This window comes from Mycobacterium sp. BMJ-28, from assembly GCF_054404835.1.
Genome location: NZ_CM136783.1, coordinates 2,492,049 through 2,509,800 on the forward strand (window position 1 = coordinate 2,492,049; position 17,752 = coordinate 2,509,800).

General features: G+C 68.9%; 18 protein-coding genes. 7 read left to right on the forward strand and 11 right to left on the reverse strand.

Going from position 1 to position 17,752, the window contains the following annotated elements; translation table 11 throughout:
• Positions 1-5: 5 nt before the first annotated feature.
• The gene (locus tag ACXPWS_RS12255) at positions 6-635 is read left to right on the forward strand and encodes a PaaI family thioesterase (RefSeq protein ID WP_458712685.1); all 630 of its coding nucleotides are present in this window, start codon (positions 6-8) and stop codon (positions 633-635) included.
• Between the two features lie 3 nt (positions 636-638).
• Here the strand turns inward: ACXPWS_RS12255 and ACXPWS_RS12260 are convergent, their stop codons facing one another.
• Complete coding sequence (locus ACXPWS_RS12260; protein WP_458712686.1) at positions 639-1,058, reverse strand: DoxX family protein; 420 nt, start codon at positions 1,056-1,058, stop codon at positions 639-641.
• Positions 1,059-1,091: 33 nt separating this feature from the next.
• Positions 1,092-1,517 (reverse strand): DoxX family protein, encoded by a 426-nt coding sequence (locus tag ACXPWS_RS12265; protein WP_458712687.1) that lies wholly within the window; start codon positions 1,515-1,517, stop codon positions 1,092-1,094.
• A 138-nt stretch (positions 1,518-1,655) separates the two neighbouring features.
• Here ACXPWS_RS12265 and ACXPWS_RS12270 point away from each other — a divergent pair, with 138 nt between their 5' ends.
• Positions 1,656-2,138, forward strand: a complete 483-nt coding sequence (locus tag ACXPWS_RS12270; protein WP_458713507.1) for a DinB family protein — start codon at positions 1,656-1,658, stop codon at positions 2,136-2,138.
• A gap of 132 nt (positions 2,139-2,270) precedes the next feature.
• Here ACXPWS_RS12270 and glnA read toward each other — a convergent pair whose 3' ends face one another.
• On the reverse strand, positions 2,271-3,707 hold the full coding sequence (gene glnA, locus ACXPWS_RS12275) for a type I glutamate--ammonia ligase (RefSeq protein WP_458712688.1): 1,437 nt from the start codon (positions 3,705-3,707) through the stop codon (positions 2,271-2,273).
• Between the two features lie 116 nt (positions 3,708-3,823).
• On the opposite strand from glnA, the gene ACXPWS_RS12280 reads away from it, so the two are divergent.
• Positions 3,824-4,282 (forward strand): RDD family protein, encoded by a 459-nt coding sequence (locus ACXPWS_RS12280; RefSeq protein ID WP_458712689.1) that lies wholly within the window; start codon positions 3,824-3,826, stop codon positions 4,280-4,282.
• 67 nt (positions 4,283-4,349) lie between these two features.
• Here ACXPWS_RS12280 and ACXPWS_RS12285 read toward each other — a convergent pair whose 3' ends face one another.
• From ACXPWS_RS12285 to sucB, 5 genes are read right to left on the reverse strand one after another with little or no spacing between them, the layout of a single operon-like run.
• Positions 4,350-5,102 (reverse strand): DUF4191 domain-containing protein, encoded by a 753-nt coding sequence (locus ACXPWS_RS12285; RefSeq protein ID WP_458712690.1) that lies wholly within the window; start codon positions 5,100-5,102, stop codon positions 4,350-4,352.
• Between the two features lie 17 nt (positions 5,103-5,119).
• Positions 5,120-6,052, reverse strand: coding sequence for a lipoyl synthase (gene lipA / locus ACXPWS_RS12290; RefSeq protein ID WP_458712691.1), 933 nt, complete (start codon positions 6,050-6,052; stop codon positions 5,120-5,122).
• On the reverse strand, positions 6,049-6,711 hold the full coding sequence (lipB, locus tag ACXPWS_RS12295) for a lipoyl(octanoyl) transferase LipB (RefSeq protein WP_458712692.1): 663 nt from the start codon (positions 6,709-6,711) through the stop codon (positions 6,049-6,051). The genes lipA and lipB overlap by 4 nt, the downstream gene beginning before the upstream one ends.
• A gap of 9 nt (positions 6,712-6,720) precedes the next feature.
• Entirely contained in the window at positions 6,721-7,641 is a 921-nt protein-coding gene (locus ACXPWS_RS12300; protein ID WP_458712693.1) for a TIGR01777 family oxidoreductase, read from the reverse strand.
• Positions 7,641-9,383 (reverse strand): 2-oxoglutarate dehydrogenase, E2 component, dihydrolipoamide succinyltransferase, encoded by a 1,743-nt coding sequence (sucB, locus tag ACXPWS_RS12305; RefSeq protein WP_458712694.1) that lies wholly within the window; start codon positions 9,381-9,383, stop codon positions 7,641-7,643. The genes ACXPWS_RS12300 and sucB overlap by 1 nt, the downstream gene beginning before the upstream one ends.
• Positions 9,384-9,529: 146 nt before the next feature.
• Between sucB and ACXPWS_RS12310 the strand changes: the two genes are divergently transcribed.
• Entirely contained in the window at positions 9,530-9,868 is a 339-nt protein-coding gene (locus ACXPWS_RS12310; protein ID WP_458712695.1) for an oxidoreductase, read from the forward strand.
• A 7-nt stretch (positions 9,869-9,875) separates the two neighbouring features.
• Positions 9,876-11,633: an SDR family oxidoreductase gene (locus tag ACXPWS_RS12315; RefSeq protein WP_458712696.1), complete on the forward strand. Its 1,758-nt coding sequence runs from the start codon at positions 9,876-9,878 to the stop codon at positions 11,631-11,633.
• A gap of 21 nt (positions 11,634-11,654) precedes the next feature.
• On the opposite strand, the gene ACXPWS_RS12320 is transcribed toward ACXPWS_RS12315, so the two are convergent.
• A complete protein-coding gene (locus tag ACXPWS_RS12320; RefSeq protein ID WP_458712697.1) occupies positions 11,655-13,163 on the reverse strand; it encodes a leucyl aminopeptidase in 1,509 nt (502 codons plus the stop codon).
• Between the two features lie 9 nt (positions 13,164-13,172).
• A complete protein-coding gene (locus tag ACXPWS_RS12325; protein WP_458712698.1) occupies positions 13,173-14,255 on the reverse strand; it encodes an adenylate/guanylate cyclase domain-containing protein in 1,083 nt (360 codons plus the stop codon).
• Between the two features lie 42 nt (positions 14,256-14,297).
• Between ACXPWS_RS12325 and gcvT the strand changes: the two genes are divergently transcribed.
• Complete coding sequence (gcvT, locus tag ACXPWS_RS12330) at positions 14,298-15,440, forward strand: glycine cleavage system aminomethyltransferase GcvT (protein ID WP_458712699.1); 1,143 nt, start codon at positions 14,298-14,300, stop codon at positions 15,438-15,440.
• A gap of 23 nt (positions 15,441-15,463) precedes the next feature.
• Entirely contained in the window at positions 15,464-16,570 is a 1,107-nt protein-coding gene (locus tag ACXPWS_RS12335; RefSeq protein WP_458712700.1) for a branched-chain amino acid aminotransferase, read from the forward strand.
• On the opposite strand, the gene ACXPWS_RS12340 is transcribed toward ACXPWS_RS12335, so the two are convergent.
• Complete coding sequence (locus tag ACXPWS_RS12340; protein WP_458713508.1) at positions 16,567-17,733, reverse strand: zinc-binding dehydrogenase; 1,167 nt, start codon at positions 17,731-17,733, stop codon at positions 16,567-16,569. The two genes, ACXPWS_RS12335 and ACXPWS_RS12340, sit on opposite strands and share 4 nt — an antisense overlap.
• Positions 17,734-17,752: the final 19 nt, after the last annotated feature.

Consider the following 17,752-nt stretch of genomic DNA (forward strand, 5'->3'; position numbering starts at 1 on the left):
AGTGGATGAGCGTTCCGTTCGAGGTGATCAGTGCCGATGAGCACGACCGGCTGCAAGAGCTGTACGGACCGCTGACCGCGGCGGTGCGCCGACTCGTCGATGCGGGCATCCGCACCGGGGTCGACGACGACACGATCCGGGCGGCGGCATCGACCATCGAGGCCGTCGCCGAGACGCTGGAACAGCGCCGGCACGACGGGCCGCGCACCTTGCGGCACGCGGTCACCGGCCGCCCGGTGGCGTGGGCCGACCCGGCGATCGGACTGCGCAATGCCATCGCTCCGCCGCTGTCGATCCACCACACCGACACCGGCCGGTGCGCGACGGAGTTCACGCTCGGCGCCGCCTACGAGGGCCCGCCGAATCGGGTGCACGGCGGGATCTGCGCGCTGGTGCTCGACCACCTGCTCGGCGAGGCCGCCAGTGAGGGACTGGTCAAGCCGCGGTTCACCGGCACCCTGACCCTGAGATACCTGCGCGGCACCCCGCTCGGCCCGCTGCGTGCCGAAGCCTGGATCGACCGCATCGAGGGGGTCAAAGCCTTTGCGCGGGGCCAGATCCTGGACGCCGAGGGGGTCACGGTGGAGGCCGAAGGCATCTTCGTGACGCCGGCCTGGGCCCGGGAAGCCGGCTGAGGGTCAGCTCCGGCGCTTGCGGACGGCGTCCACGGCGAGCGACCCGCCGCCGAGGAACACCAGCAGGAAGAAGCCGAAGCAGTTGAGGACGGCGAGCTCGCCACCGTTCTCGATGGGCCACAGCCCCGTCGGCTGATGCTGGGTGAAGTAGGCGAACGCCATCTCGCCGGAGGCGACGAAGGCGGCCGCGCGAGTGAACAGCCCCGCGATCAGCAGCAGACCGAGCACCAATTCGAGGACACCGGCGTACCAGAACGGCCAGGTCCCGACGGGGACCGCGCCACCGGCACCGGCCGCGATGGGCCAAGCGAACAGCTTCGACGTGCCGTGAATGGTGAGCAGCAGGCCGAAGACGATCCGGAAGACAGAAAGCACGGTCGGAGCGAAGGCAGTCAGTTTGAGTTCGATCTGGGTGGATGACATGCCGACCATAATAGGACTACGGTCCGTTTCGCTCTACGGCTGGGGTGTGCGGCTGCGCCACGCGTCGAGCGAGTACCGCCCGCCGCCGGTGAACACCAGCAGGAAGAAGACGAAACAGAAGGCGATCGAGGGCAGGCCGCCGTTGCCGCCGTACTGGGGATCGACGATCGGCCAGAGCCCCAGCGGCTGGTGCTGCCAGAAATAGGCGACGGCCATCGCGCCGGAGCAGATGAAGGCCGCGATCCGGGTGAACAGTCCGGTCATGATGAGCAGCCCGCCGACGAACTCGATGAGACCGGCGTACCAGCCCGGCCAGGTCCCGGCCGGGACCGCCATCGCGATGGGCCAGTCGAAGAGAATGGACGTGCCGAACAGTGTGAACAGGAAACCGAACACGGCGCGGACCAGGCTCAGCACCGTCGGCGTCAATGCTTCCAAGCGGGTATTCAGGCTATTCATAGGTGAGACCCTACTGGCGCACCGAGCGTGAGGTAGCCCAGGTTTGACGGCACATTCCGGGGTCGCTCCGGCGGGTGATGTCGGGGTGGGATGGCAGCATCGGTGAGCGTGACTTCGATGGAGCGGCCGATGCCGCCAATGAACGCCGATGAGCGCACGACGCTGGAGGGCTGGCTGGACTTCTATCGGGTGACGTTGGCGTTGAAGTGCGAGGGACTCGACGAGGAACAGTTGCGGGTTGCCTCGGCGCCGCCGTCGAGCTTGACGTTGCTCGGGCTGGTACAGCACGCGGCGGAGGTGGAACGGAATTGGTTTCGTCGGGTGCTTGCCGGGGAGGTGGCGCCACCGATTTTCGGGTCTCGGGATCAACCTGAAGGTCACGACGGGGGGTTCGAGGTATCGGCACAGTCGTCGTACGGTGCGGCAGCGCGAATCTGGCAGGACGAGATCCTGGCTGCGCGCGCGAATTGCGCTGCCCGTGGGCTTGATGACACCAGCGAGTTCATGGGCAGCGAGGTGAGTCTGCGCTGGATTTACACCCACATGATCGCCGAGTACGCCCGTCATTGCGGGCATGCCGACCTGATCCGTGAACGTGTGGACGGGACGGCGGGAGTCTGACGCCGCGTGCCCAGACGCAGACGAGTCCACCCGTTCGGCAAGCGCTGTGATCGCCGAGCGGATGGACTCGTTGGGTACTGCGGACGGTTTGCCCTCTGACCCGCTTATCCGCAGGTCAGGGGGCTAGCCCAGTTACACGTCGTAGTAGAGCGAGAACTCGTACGGGTGCGGACGGATCTGCACCGGCAGGATCTCGTTCTCCCGCTTGTACGAGATGTAGGTCTCGATCAGGTCCTCGGTGAACACGCCGCCCTCGGTGAGGTAGTCGTGATCCTGCTCGAGCTTGTCGATCACCGCAGCCAGCGAGGTGGGCGCCTGCGGGATGTTGGCGGCCTCGTCTGGCGGCAGCTCGTAGAGGTCCTTGTCGACCGGGGCCTGCGGCTCGATCTTCTTCTTGATGCCGTCGATGCCGGCCATCAGCATCGCCGAGAACGCCAGGTACGGGTTACCCGAGCTGTCCGGGCAACGGAACTCCAGGCGCTTGGCCTTCGGGTTGTTGCCGGTGATCGGGATACGCACGCAGGCCGAGCGGTTGCGCTGGCTGTACACCAGGTTGATCGGGGCCTCGTAGCCCGGCACCAGACGCTTGTACGAGTTCGTCGTCGGGTTGGTGAACGCCAGCAGCGACGGCGCGTGGTGCAGGATGCCGCCGATGTAGTGGCGGGCGATATCGGACAGGCCCGCGTAGCCGGACTCGTCGTGGAACAGCGGCTTGCCGTCCTTCCACAACGACTGGTGGGCGTGCATGCCGGAACCGTTGTCACCGAACAGCGGCTTGGGCATGAAGGTGACGGTCTTGCCCGCGGCCCAGGCGGTGTTCTTGATGATGTACTTGAACAGCAGCACATCGTCGGCCGCGGCCAGCAGGGTGTTGAACTTGTAGTTGATCTCGGCCTGACCGGCGGTGCCCACCTCGTGGTGGCCGCGCTCCAGCGTGAAGCCGGCGTTCTGCAGGTTGGTGGCCATCTCGTCGCGCAGATCCACATAGTGGTCGTACGGCGCGACGGGGAAGTAGCCGCCCTTGGGGCGGACCTTGTAGCCGAGGTTGGGGGATCCGTCGTTCTCGAAGGGCTCACCGGTGTTCCACCAGCCCGACTCGGAGTCGACCTCGTAGAAGGTGCCGTTGATCTTGGAGTCGAAGGACACCGAGTCGAAGATGTAGAACTCGGCCTCGGCGCCGAAGTACGCCGTGTCGGCGATGCCCGTGCTGGCCAGGTAGTTCTCGGCCTTGCGCGCGACGTTACGCGGATCGCGGGAGTAGGCCTCGCGGGTGAACGGGTCGTGCACGAAGAACTGCAGGTTGAGCGTCTTGGCCTTGCGGAAAGGATCGATGCGGGCGGTGTCGGGATCCGGCAGCAGCATCATGTCGGACTCGTGGATCGACTGGAAACCGCGGACCGACGATCCGTCGAACGCCAAACCGTCCTCGAACACGCTCTCGTCGAAGGCCGAAGCCGGGATCGAGAAGTGCTGGACAACCCCAGGCAGATCGCAGAACCGGATGTCGACGTACTCGACGTTCTCATCCTTGATCAGCTTGAAGAGGTCGTCCGATGTCTTTTCTGCCACTGAAAAATCTCCTTTGACTCGTTACCCGCCGGTGACGCTAGGGATTCGATGTTGCACCGCGGTCAACCATATGTTGCGCCGAAGTTACGCAATCGACCGCGCTCTATGCTGAGCGCATGGCCCGCGAAATCGCGTCCTGGCTGTCCGGACCGGAACCAGGCTATGAATCCGGCGACTATCCCGGGCAACGGCTCGGCATGCCGGAGCACGGGTCGGGATCCATCGCCCGGTTCGGCAGGCGGTCCGCCGCGCTGCTGATCGACTGGCTGATCGGCTACGGCCTGGCCGCCCTCGCCATGACCTTCGGCTGGATCTCGATGAACTCGCTGTCGACGGCGGTGCTCGGGGTGTGGTTCGTGCTCGGCGTGCTGTCGGTGCGGCTGTTCGGTTTCACCCCGGGGCAGCTGGCGCTGGGGTTGATGGTGGTGCCGGCCGACAATCGTCAGCACGTCGGCCTGGGCCGCGCCGTGGGCCGGGGCCTGTTCATCGCGCTGGTGGTCCCGCCGCTGTTCACCGATTCCGATCTGCGCGGGCTGCAGGACAGGGCGACGGCCACCGCGGTGGTGCGGCGATGAGCGCTTGCGCGAAGAGCAGATTGCCGCGATGAGCGCTTGCGCGAAGAGCAGATTGCCGCGATGAGCGCTATTTCCGGCGAACCGTCCGCTGCATGCCCTTCATCTTCCCGGCGTTGGGCAGCGGACCCTTCGGCATAGCGGCCGGACCGACCTTGCTGCCAAGGGCGACCAGCTTGGACTCCAGCGAGTCCATCTGCTTGACGGTGATGTTGGCGGGCAGCTTCATCAGATGCCGTTCCAGCTTGGACAGCGGAATCTCGCCGTCCCCGTTGCCGACCACGATGTCGTAGATCGGCACCTCGCCGACCAGGCGGGCGGTGCGTTTCTTCTCCTGAGCCAGCAGCGGTTTCACCCGGGTCGGCGAGCCCTCACCGACGAAGATGACGCCGGGACGGCCGATCACCCGGTGCACGGCGTCGAAGTTCCCGGTCGCGGCCACGCCGGGGGTGACCCGCCACTTGCCGCGCATGTTGTCCAGCGCCCAGGCCGCCGCGCCGGTCTGGCCCTCGGCCTTGCGATACACGGATTTCTGCGCGCGGCGCCCGAAGATGATGAACGCCACCAGCGCGCCGAGCACGATCCCCAGCGGGATCAGCATGTAGGCGGTGAAACCGCCGGCGAACAGGCCCAGCGCCACCGAGGCCGCCACGATCAGGACGAACGCGCCGACCATGTACGGCAGCAGCCGCTTGTCCTCTTTGCGCTGCATCTGGAACGCCTGCCACAGCTGACCGCGACGTTGCTTGGACGCAGCCTTACGGGCAGCCTTGGCCTCGGCCTTCGCGGCCTTGTCGGCGGCGGGGTTACGTGATTTCGCCATAGAGGTGAGGATACGGCTCAGGACACCGGCGGGCGCACGCGCGCCGCCTGCTGATAGAGCCGGCCGGCCCGATACGAGGACCGGACCAGTGGTCCGGCCAGGACGCCGGCGAAGCCAAGGCCCTCGGCGAAGGTCGACAGTTCGACGAATTCGTCGGGGTGCACCCAGCGGTCCACCGGGTGGTGCCGGGGCGAGGGGCGCAGGTACTGGGTGATGGTGACGATGTCGCACCCGGCCCCGTGCAGATCGGCCAACGCGGTACGCACCTCGTCGGTGGTCTCACCCATGCCGAGGATCAGGTTGCTCTTGGTCACCAGGCCGAAGTTGCGGGCGGCGGTGATGACGTCGAGGCTGCGCTGGTAGCGGAACGCGGGCCGGATCCGCTTGAAGATCCGCGGCACCGTTTCGACGTTGTGCGCGAACACTTCCGGACGGGACTCGAAGACCTCTTCGAGTTGTTCCGGGACGGCGTTGAAGTCCGGCGCCAGCAGCTCGACGCCGGTGTTCGGGTTCAGCGCGTGGATCTGGCGGACCGTCTCGGCGTAGAGCCAGGCGCCACCGTCGGGCAGGTCGTCGCGCGCCACCCCGGTGACCGTGGAGTACCGCAGCCCCATCGCCTGCACGCTCTCGGCCACCCGGCGTGGTTCGTCGCGGTCCAGTTCGGCGGGCTTACCGGTGTCGATCTGGCAGAAGTCGCAGCGCCGGGTGCACTGCTCGCCGCCGATGAGGAAGGTGGCCTCGCGGTCCTCCCAGCATTCGTAGATGTTGGGGCAGCCGGCTTCCTCGCACACCGTGTGCAATCCCTCACGGCGGACCAGGCTCTTCAGTTCGGTGTATTCCGGGCCGGTGCGCAGCCGGGTCTTGATCCACGGCGGTTTGCGCTCGATCGGTGTCTCGGCGTTGCGCACCTCGAGTCGAAGCAACTTCCGGCCTTCAGGAGCAATACTCACGCGCTCAATGCTACGTCCAGCTGCCCGTCCAGCGCGGCGGCGACGGCGTCGCTGACGGCCCCGGTGACATCGTTCACAGCCACCCGGCGGCCGAGCTCTGCCGTCAGCGAAGTGACGCCGGCATCGGCGATACCGCAGGGGATGATGCCGCCGAACGCGCCGAGGTCGCAGTCGCAGTTCAGCGCGAACCCGTGCAGGGTCACCGCGCGGGCCACCCGGATGCCGATGGCGCCGACCTTGCGGGCGGGGGCGCCGGGCACCCAGACCCCAGACCGTCCGTCCACCCGTCCGGTCCGGACGCCGAGGCCGGCGCATACCGTGATGAGCGCTTCCTCAAGGCGGCGAACGAAATTCACCACATCCAGCGGTTCGGTCAGCCCGATGATCGGATAACCGACCAGCTGGCCCGGCCCGTGCCAGGTGATCTTGCCGCCGCGATCGGTGTCGATCACCGGGGTTCCGTCAGTGGGACGCTCCTGCGGCAGCGTCCGCTTGCCTGCGGTGTAGACGGCAGGGTGTTCCAGCAGCAACAGGGTGTCGGGTCCACCGGCGACGCGAGCGTCGGCGATCTCGCGCTGCAACGCCCACGCGTCGGCGTAGTCGACGGTGCCCAGCAGCCGGACCTCAAGGGGGGCGGTCGACGACCGGATGGAGGTCATGCAGCCAAGCTACCCGGCCGGGGCGGCGCTGGTCGCGTAGGCCAGCGCCTCGCCGACGGTGTTGTGGTGAAACACGAAACCCGCCCGTTCCAGCGCGGCCGGGATGGCGCGCTGCCCGAACAGCAGGCCCTCGTCGGCGAACTCGCCGAGCACCGCGCGCAGCGCGAAGCCCGGCACGATCATCGGCGTGGGCCGGTTGAGTGCGCGGCCCAGTGCCGTCGTGAACGCCCCGTTGGTGACCGGCGCAGGCCCGGTGAAGTTGACCGGCCCGGACAACTCGTCATGCCCGATGGCGAACAGCAGCGCGCGGACCTGGTCTTCCAGGGTGATCCAGGGAAAGTACTGGCGGCCGTTGCCGAGCCGGGCACCCAGGCCCAGGCCGAACAGCGGCCGCAGGCGGCCCAGCGCGCCACCGGAGGGTGCCAGCACCAGGCCGGTGCGGGCCAGCACCACCCGGGTCCCGCTCTCGGCGGCGGGCTCGGTGGCCGCTTCCCAGTCCGCGCACAACTGGGCCAGGAAACCCTGTCCCTGCGGCGCGGTCTCGTCGGCGACCTTGTTGCGGGTGTCGCCGTAGAAACCCACCGCGCTCGCATTGACCAGAACGGGCACGGCGGCGTCGGCGGCGGCCCCGGCGAGCACCTCGGTGGGACCGATCCGGCTGTCGCGCAGGCTCTGTTTGAACGAACCGGACCAGCGCCGCGAGCCGACGTTGACACCGCAGAGGTTCACCACGGCGTCCACCCCGGCCAGGGCGTCGACGTCGAAGTCGCCGGTGGCCGGATTCCAGAACAGCTCGTCGGCGTTACCGGGCGCCCGCCGCACGATCCGGATGACCCGATGATCGGTGGCGCGCAACGCCGTGATCAGTGCGGACCCGATCAGCCCCGATGACCCGGCGATCGCGATCACGCCGGGTGCCTGGAACGGCATTACAACCCCAGGTCGGCCTCGAACGCACCTTCTTCGAGCCGCCGCTTGATGGTGGTGAGGAAACGGCCGGCGTCGGCACCGTCGATGAGGCGATGGTCATAGGTCAGTGGCAGGTACGCGACGGAGCGCACACCGATCGACTCGTTGCCGTTCTCGTCGACCACAACGCGCGGGCGCTTGACGATGGCCCCGGTGCCCAGCATCGCCGCCTGCGGCGGTACCAGGATCGGGGTGTCGAACAGGGCGCCCTGGCTGCCGATATTGGTGATGGTGAAGGTGCCACCGGACAGCTCGTCGGGCTTGAGGTTGCCCGACCGGGCCCGCCCCGCGATATCGGCGATGGCCCGCGCCAGCCCGGCCAGCGACAGGTCACCGGCGTTGTGCACGACGGGCGAGAGCAGACCCTGCTCGGTGTCCACCGCGAAACCGAGATGCTCGGCGTCGTAGTAGGTGATCTCCTTGCTGTCCTCGTTGTAGCTGGCGTTGACGTTCGGGTGCGCCTTGAGCGCGTCGACGACGGCGACGGCGAAGAACGGCAGGAACGTCAGGTTCACACCTTCGCGTTCGGCGAAGCTCTTCTTGGCCCTGGCGCGCAGCGCGACGATCTTGGTCAGGTCGACCTCGTGGGTCTGGGTCAGCTGGGCGGTGGTCTGCAGGCTCTCGCGAGTCTTCTTCGCGGTGATCTGGCGGATCCGGTTGGCCTTCTGCGTGGTGCCGCGCAGATGCGCGAGCGCGGGCGCCGGGGCAGCGGCGGCCGCGGGCTTGGCCGGGGCTGCGGCCGCGGCGGGCGCCGGTGCGGCCGGTGGGGCCTTCTTCGCTTCGGCTGCCGCCAGCACATCCTGCTTGCGGATCCGGCCACCGACGCCGGTGCCCTTCACGGCTGCCAGGTCAACACCGTTCTCCGCGGCCAGCTTTCGCACCAGGGGAGTGACGTACGGGCTGCCGTCGCCGTCCGTGGCCGGAGCCGACGCGGGTTCGGGCTTGGGTTCCGGGGTCGCCGGCGGCGGCGGCGACGGTACGGGCGGTGGGGTGGCGGCGGCCGGCTCGGGCTTGGGTTCCGGCTTGGGTTCGGGCTTCGGCTCTGCCTTGGGTTCGGGTTTCGGGGCGGCCGCGGGTGCCGATCCCTCGGCGCCGATCTTGGCCAGTTCACCACCGACGGCCACCACATCGTCCTCTTCGGCGGTGATGGCCACCAGTACGCCGGCCACCGGCGACGGGATCTCGGTGTCGACCTTGTCGGTGGACACCTCGACCAGCGGCTCGTCCACGGCCACGCTGTCGCCGACCTTCTTCAGCCACCGGGTGACGGTGCCCTCGGTGACGCTCTCGCCGAGTTCGGGCATCGTCACCGAGGTCGACTCGCCGCCTGCGTCGGCCGCGGGAGCGGCCGCGGCGGGCTCCGGCTCCGGGGTGGGCTCCGGCTCGGGTTCCGGCTGGGCCTCTTCGGCGGGCGCTGCGGTCGGTTCCTCGGCCGCGGGCTCCTGGGCGGGGGCCGAAGACTCACCGGCTTCGCCGATCAACGCGAGGTCGCCACCGACCTCGACGACGTCATCCTCAGCGGCGATGATCTTGGTGAGCACACCGGAGACCGGCGCCGGGATCTCGGTGTCGACCTTGTCGGTGGACACCTCCAGCAGCGGCTCGTCGACCTCGACGGTGTCGCCTTCTTGTTTGAGCCACCGCGTGACGGTCCCTTCGGTAACGCTCTCACCGAGTGCGGGCATCTGGACGGAGATGGCCATGGGTTTTGACTCCTCGAACAGTCGTCGTCACGGGGGGAATGCGATGCAGAACCCATCCTGTCACGTCCGCTCCGCCAGGTCGTCGCAGACGTCCGTACTCGCTGCTCTGGCACCATCGAAGGTGACAAAGAGAGGAGTTACGCCAGGTGGGACTATTCGATAGATGGCGTGGCTCGAGTGGTGAGGCACGCACGGCGGGGGATCTGGAGTACCTGCGGCAGTGGGTGGCCACCCATCACGGCGTCGAGGCGTTCGTCGAACCCAAGACCACCGTCACCGAGGTCACCGTCGTGCTGGTGGCCGCCGACGGCGAGTGGACCCGGCGCCGCACCGGTGGGGACGCCGGCGCCCGGCGGCTGAGCCGGCAGCTCGACATCCCGGTCTACGACGTGCAGAAGGTGGGTTATCCGCAACGCATGCGCGACCATGACGCACGACGGCGCATCGAACGCGACCGGGCGCTGCGCAGCGAACTCGAGGAGTGAGGCACCCATGACGCAGCGCCGCGTGCACAGTGCGGACGGCACCGCCATCGCGGTGCACGAAGAGGGCAACCCCGACGGTCCCGTCCTGGTGCTTGTGCACGGCTGGCCCGATTCGCATGTGTTGTGGGACGGTGTGGTGCCGCTGCTCGCGGACCGCTTCCACATCATCCGCTACGACAATCGTGGCGTCGGCGAATCGGATGCGCCGCAACAAATCTCGGCGTACACCATGCACCGGTACGCCGACGACTTCGCCGCGGTGGCCGCCGCGGTCAGCCCCGGCGGGCCCGTGCATGTGCTGGCCCATGACTGGGGCTCGGTGGGGGTGTGGGAGTACCTGGCCCGCCCCGGGGCCCAGGACCGGGTGGCGTCATTCACCTCGGTGTCCGGGCCCAGCGCCGACCACCTGAACCGGTTCGCCATGGACGCCCTGAAGAAGCCCTATCGGCCGAAGTCCTTTGCGCGCGCCCTCGACGGGCTGCTGCGGCTGAGTTACATGGGCGCGTTCTCCACGCCGGTGCTCGCGCCGGCGGCCATCCGGTTCGCGTTCAGCCGCGGGGCGATGCGCCGTCGGCTGCTGCGCGACGGGATCCCGACCGAGTCGATCCACCACTCGCGCACCTTCGTGCGCGACGCCGTGCGCAGCATGAAGGTCTACCCGGCCAACTACTTCCGCAGTCTCTCGGCTGGGCGCGCCGATCACCACGTCGGGGTGCCGGTGCAGTTCATCGTCAACACAAAGGACCCGTTCGTCCGGCCCTACGTGTTCGATGCCATCGCCGCCTGGGTGCCACGGTTGTGGCGGCGTGACATCAACGCCGGGCACTGGGCGCCGATGTCGCATCCGCAGGTGCTGGCCACCGCGGTCGGCGAACTCGTCGACCACCTCGCGGGGCAACCGCCCGCCCGGGCGCTGGCCCGGGCGCAGGTCGGTGGCGCCCGCCCGCCGTTCGCACACACCCTGGTCTCGGTCACCGGTGCCGGCAGCGGCATAGGCCGGGCCACCGCGCTCGAATTCGCCTCCCAGGGAGCCGAAGTGGTGCTCAGCGATATCGACGAAGCCGCGGCCACGGCGACCGCGGAACAGATCGCCGCCCGGGGCGGCATCGCGCACGCCTACCCGCTGGACGTCGCCGACGCGGCTGCGGTGGAGCGCTTCGCCGACCAGGTGTGCGCCGCACACGGCGTGCCGGACATCGTCGTCAACAACGCCGGAGTGGGGCACGGCGGCAATTTCCTGGACACCCCCGCCGACCGGTACGGCCGGGTGATGGACGTCAATTTCGGCGGAGTGGTCAACTGCTGCAGGGCTTTTGCGCAGCCCATGGTGACCCGTGGGACCGGCGGCCACGTGGTGAACATCGCCTCGATGGCCGCGTACTCGCCGGCCGGCGCCATGAACGCCTACGCCACCAGCAAGGCGGCGGTGTTCATGTTCTCCGACTGTCTGCGTGGCGAACTGGATGCCGCCGGGATCGGGGTGAGCACCATCTGCCCGGGCATCATCGACACCGACATCGTCGAGCACACCAGCTTCGACGTGCCCGCGGGCAAGCAGGCCGCGGTGGAGGCCAGGCGGGTACAGATCAAGAAGGGCTTCGCCGCCCGGCGCTACGGCCCGGAGAAGGTGGCCCGGGCGATCGTCGCGGCCGTCCGCGCCAACACCGCGATCCGGCCCGTGACCACCGAAGCGCATCTGGCCTACGGGCTGTCCCGGGCCGCGCCGGGCGTGCTGCGCCGGGCGGCGAGAAGCCGACTGTTCTAACCCGCCGGCCGAGCCGGCAGTTCAGCCGTTCGCGACGATGTCCTCCAGCACCGCGAACATGGTGCGGGTCGGCACGCCGGTGCCGCCCTTGGGGGTGTAACCCCACGGTCCGCTGGTGTTGTAAGCCGGCGCCGCGATGTCGATGTGCGCCCACTGCACGCCGTCGGCCACGAACTCGCGTAGGAAGGTGCCGGCCACCAGCATTCCCGCGTACCGGGAGGAGCTGATGTTGGCCAGATCGGCCACCGTCGATTTGAGATCGTCCTTGAGTTCCTCGGGCAGCGGCATGGCCCAGCCGTTCTCGCCGGCCTGCTGCGACAGCGTCGCCACCCGGTCGCGGAACTCGTCGCTGCCCATCACGCCCGGGGTTCGGGAGCCCAGTGCGACGGTCTGCGCGCCGGTCAGGGTGGAGGTCTCGATCAGGTAGTCCGGGTCGTCCTCACAGGCCCGCACGATGGCGTCGGCCAGGATGAGCCGGCCCTCGGCATCGGTGTTGAGCACCTCGACGGTGATCCCGCCGTACTGGGTCAGCACGTCGCCGGGGCGCTGGGCCGTGCCCGAGGGCATGTTCTCGGCCATCGGCACGGTGGCGATGACGTCGATCGGCAGGTTCTGCTTGGCGGCGAGCACGACGGTGGCGATGACGGCTGCCGCGCCGCCCATGTCGGAGGTCATGTGGTGCATGCTGGCGGCGGGCTTGATGGAGATGCCGCCGGTGTCGAAGGTGATGCCCTTGCCGACCAGCGCGACCTTCTTGCCGCCCCGCTTGGCACCCTTGTAGCTGAGCCGGACCAGTCGCGGCAGTCGCGATGAGCCCTGGCCCACCCCGACGATGCCGCCGTAGCCGGCCTTGGCCAGTGCCTTGTCGTCGAGAATCTCGACAGTGAGGCCGGCAGCTTCACCCAAAGCCTTTGCCCGCTTTGCGAATTCGGCGGGGAACAGGTGACTCGGCGGAGTGTTGACGAAATCCCGCGCGGTGGCCACCGCCGAGGCGATGTCGACGGCGCGCTGGGCCGATGCCTTGGTCGCCGCTTTGGTGTCGGTCGTCAGCGCGACGATCTTGCCCAGGCCGGTGTCCTTGGGGGCGGTCTTGTCGCTGCGGAACTCGGTGAATCGGTACGCGCCGAGGATGAGACCTTCGACCACCGCTGCCAGGTCGAGGGCGGTCAGGGTGGTGACGACCGAACCGACCTTGTCCAGCGCGCGGGCCGCGCTGCCGGCCGCGCGGCGCAAGGTGTCGGCCGGCCACTCGTCGCGATCCTCGCCCAGCCCGACGGCCAACACGCTGGCCACCGGCAGGTCGGCGATCACCAGGCGATGCTGCTGGCCTTCGCCGCCGGTGCCGCCGAGCGCCGCCAGCCCGGCCTCGATCGCCGTCACCGCGGCGGCGCCCAGGTGATCGCCCAGCACCGTCGGTCCGTCGCCGCCGGACACGACGCCGACGATGAGGACGGCGTCGCCGATACCCCGGCGGGGCAGGGACGAGCTGAGGGTGACGGAGGGGGCCTGGTATCCGGATGCGCTGCTCACGTGTTCACCCTAGGGACAAAGCAGCGGATGCGCCGCCACCGGTGCAGCGAAACCTTTCAGGGTCAGTGCCCGCGGCGGGGCGAAGGCGCGCTCGGGCAGGGCGTCGTGCAGCGTCGATGACAGCAGGATCTGGCCCGGCTCGGCGGCGCCGACCAGCCGGGCCGCCAGATTCACCGGGTTGCCGAAATAGTCGCCGCCGACGGCCAGTACCTCGCCGTAGTCCAGGCCGGCGCGCACGTGCAGATGTGCCTGCCTGGCCCGCGGATTGGTGACCAGGTCGATGGCCACCTGTGCGAGCTCGTCCGGATCCGAACCGACCCACATGACCGCGTCGCCGAGGAACTTCACCACCCGGCAGCCGGCGGCGTGCACGATATCGGAGCTGGTGGCGCCGAATTCGTTGAGCAGCGCCGAGAGTTCGACGGTGCTGAGCATCTGGGTGAGCGCGGTGAAACCTGACAGGTCGGCAAAGCCGATGCCGCACACCACACTTGCGGTGCCATCGCGGATGACGTGTTCGAAATAGCGGCGCGCGCTCATCAGGTGGTGGCGGTGCACGGCGTCGACCATCGCGCCGATGCGGGGGATGAATCCGGCGGCGGCGCGGTAGGCCCGCGCGGTGGTGAGTTCGTCGTGGGTGTGCTCCAGCTGGATTTCGGGGGAGCCGGCCCGGCTCATCGACGAGATGGCCTCGGCCAGCCGCGCCGTGCCCGCACCCACCACCCGCAACAATCCGGTGGCCTCCACATCGCCGACCACCCGGCGCAGGTCGGCCCAGGTACGCAGCGCCTCCAGATCGGCCACGCTCAGCGTGCGCTGGTCGCAGCCGGCCACCGTCAGTCCCAGCGCGGCCCAGGCACGCTCCACATCCGGCACCGGCAACCCGATCTCGGCTGCGACGTCGGCCAGGCAGTAGGTGGGCGGCCCGGACCACTGCAGCACGTCACCGGCCAGTCCGAACAGCCGGCCGCGAGCGTGGGCCTCGACCATCTCGGCGGCGGTGAAGCCGAGACCGTCGAGGTATTCGATGAGCGGGGCGCGGTCATGCGCATCGGGGATTCCCGCCGCCACCAGCGCGTCCAGATCGACCACCGTGCAAGTGTGCCAGCGGGATCCCCTCTAGGGTGGGGGATTGTGAGTGCCGAAGAGTCCACCGCAGTGCGTCAGGGTCCGCTGGAGGACCGCCACCGTGCGCTCGGGGCCAGCTTCGCCGAGTTCGGCGGGTGGCTGATGCCGGTGTCCTATGCGGGCACCGTCGCCGAACACACCGCCACCCGCACGACGGTCGGACTGTTCGATGTCAGCCACCTGGGCAAGGCGCTGGTGCGCGGTCCGGGCGCGGCGGCGTTCGTGAACTCCGCACTGACCAACGACCTGACCAGGATCGGTCCGGGTAAGGCGCAATACACGTTGTGCTGCAACGAATCCGGCGGCGTGATCGACGACCTGATCGCCTACTACGTTGCCGACGACGAGATCTTCCTGGTGCCCAACGCGGCGAACACCGCTGCCGTGGTGGCCGAACTGCAGCGGCACGCGCCGGCCGGGCTCACCATCACCGACGAGCATCGCTCGTATGCGGTGCTGGCGGTGCAGGGGCCGAAATCGGCCGAGGTGCTGGGCGTGCTCGGGCTGCCGACCGACATGGACTACATGGGCTACGCCGACGCCGAGTACGTCGGCGTGCCCGTGCGGGTGTGCCGCACCGGATACACCGGCGAGCAGGGTTATGAGTTGCTGCCCCCGTGGGACCGTGCCGGCGTGGTGTGGGATGCGCTGGCCGACGCGGTGCGCGCCGCCGGCGGCGAACCTGCCGGCCTGGGCGCCCGGGACACCCTGCGCACCGAGATGGGCTACCCGCTGCACGGCCATGAATTGTCGCTGGACATCTCGCCCGTGCAGGCCCGCACCGGATGGGCGGTCGGCTGGAAGAAGGACGCGTTCTGGGGCCGCGACGCGCTGCTGGCCGAAAAGCAGGCCGGGCCGCGCCGCACCCTGCGCGGACTCAAGGCACTCGGGCGCGGGGTGCTGCGGGCCGACCTGACCGTGTTGAGCCCAGGGGCGAGCGAAGCGACGGGGGACAAGTCCGGCGGTGAGCCGATCGGCGTCACCACCTCCGGCACCTTCTCGCCGACCCTGAAAGTCGGCATCGCGCTGGCGCTGATCGACACCGCGGCCGGGATCGCCGACGGGCAGACGGTCACCGTCGATGTCCGCGGCCGGGCGCTGGAATGCGAAGTGGTGGCACCGCCGTTCGTGGCACCCAAAACTCGGTAGCCTCGGGCGATACACTTGGCACCATGACCGACGGTCCCCTCGACTTCACGCTTGCCCGCAACACGTCACCGGCGAGCGACGAGGTAAGGACCGGCATTCTGGCCGACCCCGGATTCGGGCGTTTCCACACCGACCACATGGTGTCGATCGACTACACCACGGCCGACGGCTGGCACAACGCCGCGGTGCTGCCCTACGGGCCGTTACAGCTGGATCCGTCGGCCATCGTCCTGCACTATGCGCAGGAAATCTTCGAGGGCCTGAAGGCCTACCGCTGGGCCGACGGTTCGGTGGTGTCGTTCCGGCCGGAGGCCAACGCGGCCCGGCTGCAGTCCTCGGCGCGACGGCTGGCCATTCCGGAGTTGCCCACCGAAACCTTCCTGGAGTCGCTGCGGCAGCTGATCGCCGTCGACAACCAGTGGGTGCCCGCCGCCGGCGGTGAGGCGTCGCTGTACCTGCGGCCCTTCGTCATCGCCACCGAGCCCGGGCTGGGGGTGCGCCCGGCCAACGAGTACCGCTACCTGGTGATCGGGTCGCCCGCCGGTGCCTATTTCAAAGGCGGCATCAAGCCGGTCAGTGTGTGGTTGTCGCACGAGTACGTGCGCGCCTCGCCGGGCGGTACGGGTGCGGCCAAATTCGGCGGCAACTACGCCGCCTCGCTGCTGGCGCAGGCCCAAGCCGCCGAGCAGGGCTGCGACCAGGTGGTGTGGCTGGATGCCATCGAACGCCGCTACGTCGAAGAGATGGGCGGGATGAACCTGTTCTTCGTGTTCGGCAGCGGCGGCACGGCGCGGCTGGTCACCCCGGAACTGTCCGGTTCGCTGTTGCCCGGTATCACCCGGGATTCCTTGCTGCAGTTGGCCACCGACGCCGGATACGCCGTCGAAGAGCGCAAGATCGACGTCGACGAGTGGCAGAAGAAGGCCATCGCGGGTGAGATCACCGAGGTGTTCGCCTGCGGCACCGCGGCGGTCATCACGCCGGTGTCGCATGTCAAACACCACGACGGGGAATTCACCATCGCCGACGGGCAGCCCGGCGAGGTGACGATGGCGCTGCGCGACACCCTGACCGGGATCCAGCGCGGCACGTTCGCCGACACGCACGGCTGGATGGCCAAGCTCGGTTAGTGCGGCTCGGTGGCCGCACTGCGCGGATCGATGAGGATCTTCGCGTGCTTCTCCGGGTCGCCCAGTTCGTCGAAAGCCGTTGCCACGCCGTCGAGTCCGACGGTACCGGTGATCAGCGGCGCCGCGTCGAGCTTGCCGTCGGCCAGCAGGTGCAGGGTGTCGCGGAATTCCAGCGGCGTGTAGCCGAACACGAACCGCAGATCGATCTCCTTGCCGATCGCCATCGACGGGCGCAGCTTGTCCTGGCCCATGCACAGTCCGACCACCACGACGCGGGTGCCCAGCGGGGACGCGGCGATCACCCCGTCGATCATGCCCGGCACGCCCACGCACTCGAACACGATGGGGCGCTTCGGGTTCGCCCCACCGAGTGAGTCGACCATCCGGTACAGGTGCACCCAGCCCGGCACCTTGCGCAGTTTCTCCATGGACCCGACGGCGAGCTCGAACAGGGCGGGCGCCTCGGTGATGGTGCCCTTCTTGAGCACGGCCTCCGCCTCGTACGGGGAGTCCACCGCCGGGTCGATGACGACGTCGGCACCGCAGCGGGCGGCCAGCGCCCGCCGGCCGGGGGAGAAGTCGCTGGCCACGATGGTTTTCACGCCGCGCGCCTTGAGGTGGCAGATGACCGCCAGGCCCAGCGGTCCGCAGCCGATGACGACGGCGGTGTCGCGCCGGGAGATATCGCTGCGCCGCACGGCGTGCAGCGCGACCGCCATGGGTTCGGTCAGCGCCGCGATGTCCATGGACAGGCCGTTGGGGATGGCGAACGTCATCGAGGCCTCGGCCAGGGTCTGCTCGGCGTACCCGCCGGGTGCCAGTGGCGAGAGTCCCGTCATGTGCACCCCGCCGTGCGCACGCAGCATCGGGAACACCGCCACCGGGGTGCCGACCTTGAACTCACCGGCCGCGCCCTTGCCGCGTTCGGCGACCTCGCCGCAGAATTCGTGACCCAGCACGACCGTGGCGGCGCTGTGGATGAAATCGGGATAGCCGATCTCGTCCATCACGCCCTTCAGTTCGTCGGCGTGCAGACGGGCGTGCAGGTCGGAGCCGCAGATCCCGGCGCGCGCGACATCGATGACGAGCTGACCTTTGGCCGGCCGCGGGGCCGGCAGGTCGACGACGTCGAGGGAGCCGGCGTGACAGGTCACGGCGCGCATGGTCGAACTGGTCATCCCT

Excerpts from the sequence above, each read along its gene's own strand:
- ACXPWS_RS12255 (WP_458712685.1), top strand. The coding sequence starts at position 6 with ATGAGCGTTCCGTTCGAGGTGATCAGTGCCGATGAGCACGACCGGCTG.
- ACXPWS_RS12260 (WP_458712686.1), bottom strand. The coding sequence starts at position 1,058 with ATGTCATCCACCCAGATCGAACTCAAACTGACTGCCTTCGCTCCGACC.
- ACXPWS_RS12265 (WP_458712687.1), bottom strand. The coding sequence starts at position 1,517 with ATGAATAGCCTGAATACCCGCTTGGAAGCATTGACGCCGACGGTGCTG.
- ACXPWS_RS12270 (WP_458713507.1), top strand. The coding sequence starts at position 1,656 with ATGAACGCCGATGAGCGCACGACGCTGGAGGGCTGGCTGGACTTCTAT.
- ACXPWS_RS12280 (WP_458712689.1), top strand. The coding sequence starts at position 3,824 with ATGGCCCGCGAAATCGCGTCCTGGCTGTCCGGACCGGAACCAGGCTAT.
- ACXPWS_RS12285 (WP_458712690.1), bottom strand. The coding sequence starts at position 5,102 with ATGGCGAAATCACGTAACCCCGCCGCCGACAAGGCCGCGAAGGCCGAG.
- lipB (WP_458712692.1), bottom strand. The coding sequence starts at position 6,711 with ATGACCTCCATCCGGTCGTCGACCGCCCCCCTTGAGGTCCGGCTGCTG.
- ACXPWS_RS12300 (WP_458712693.1), bottom strand. The coding sequence starts at position 7,641 with ATGCCGTTCCAGGCACCCGGCGTGATCGCGATCGCCGGGTCATCGGGG.
- sucB (WP_458712694.1), bottom strand. The coding sequence starts at position 9,383 with ATGGCCATCTCCGTCCAGATGCCCGCACTCGGTGAGAGCGTTACCGAA.
- ACXPWS_RS12315 (WP_458712696.1), top strand. The coding sequence starts at position 9,876 with ATGACGCAGCGCCGCGTGCACAGTGCGGACGGCACCGCCATCGCGGTG.
- ACXPWS_RS12335 (WP_458712700.1), top strand. The coding sequence starts at position 15,464 with ATGACCGACGGTCCCCTCGACTTCACGCTTGCCCGCAACACGTCACCG.
- ACXPWS_RS12340 (WP_458713508.1), bottom strand. The coding sequence starts at position 17,733 with ATGCGCGCCGTGACCTGTCACGCCGGCTCCCTCGACGTCGTCGACCTG.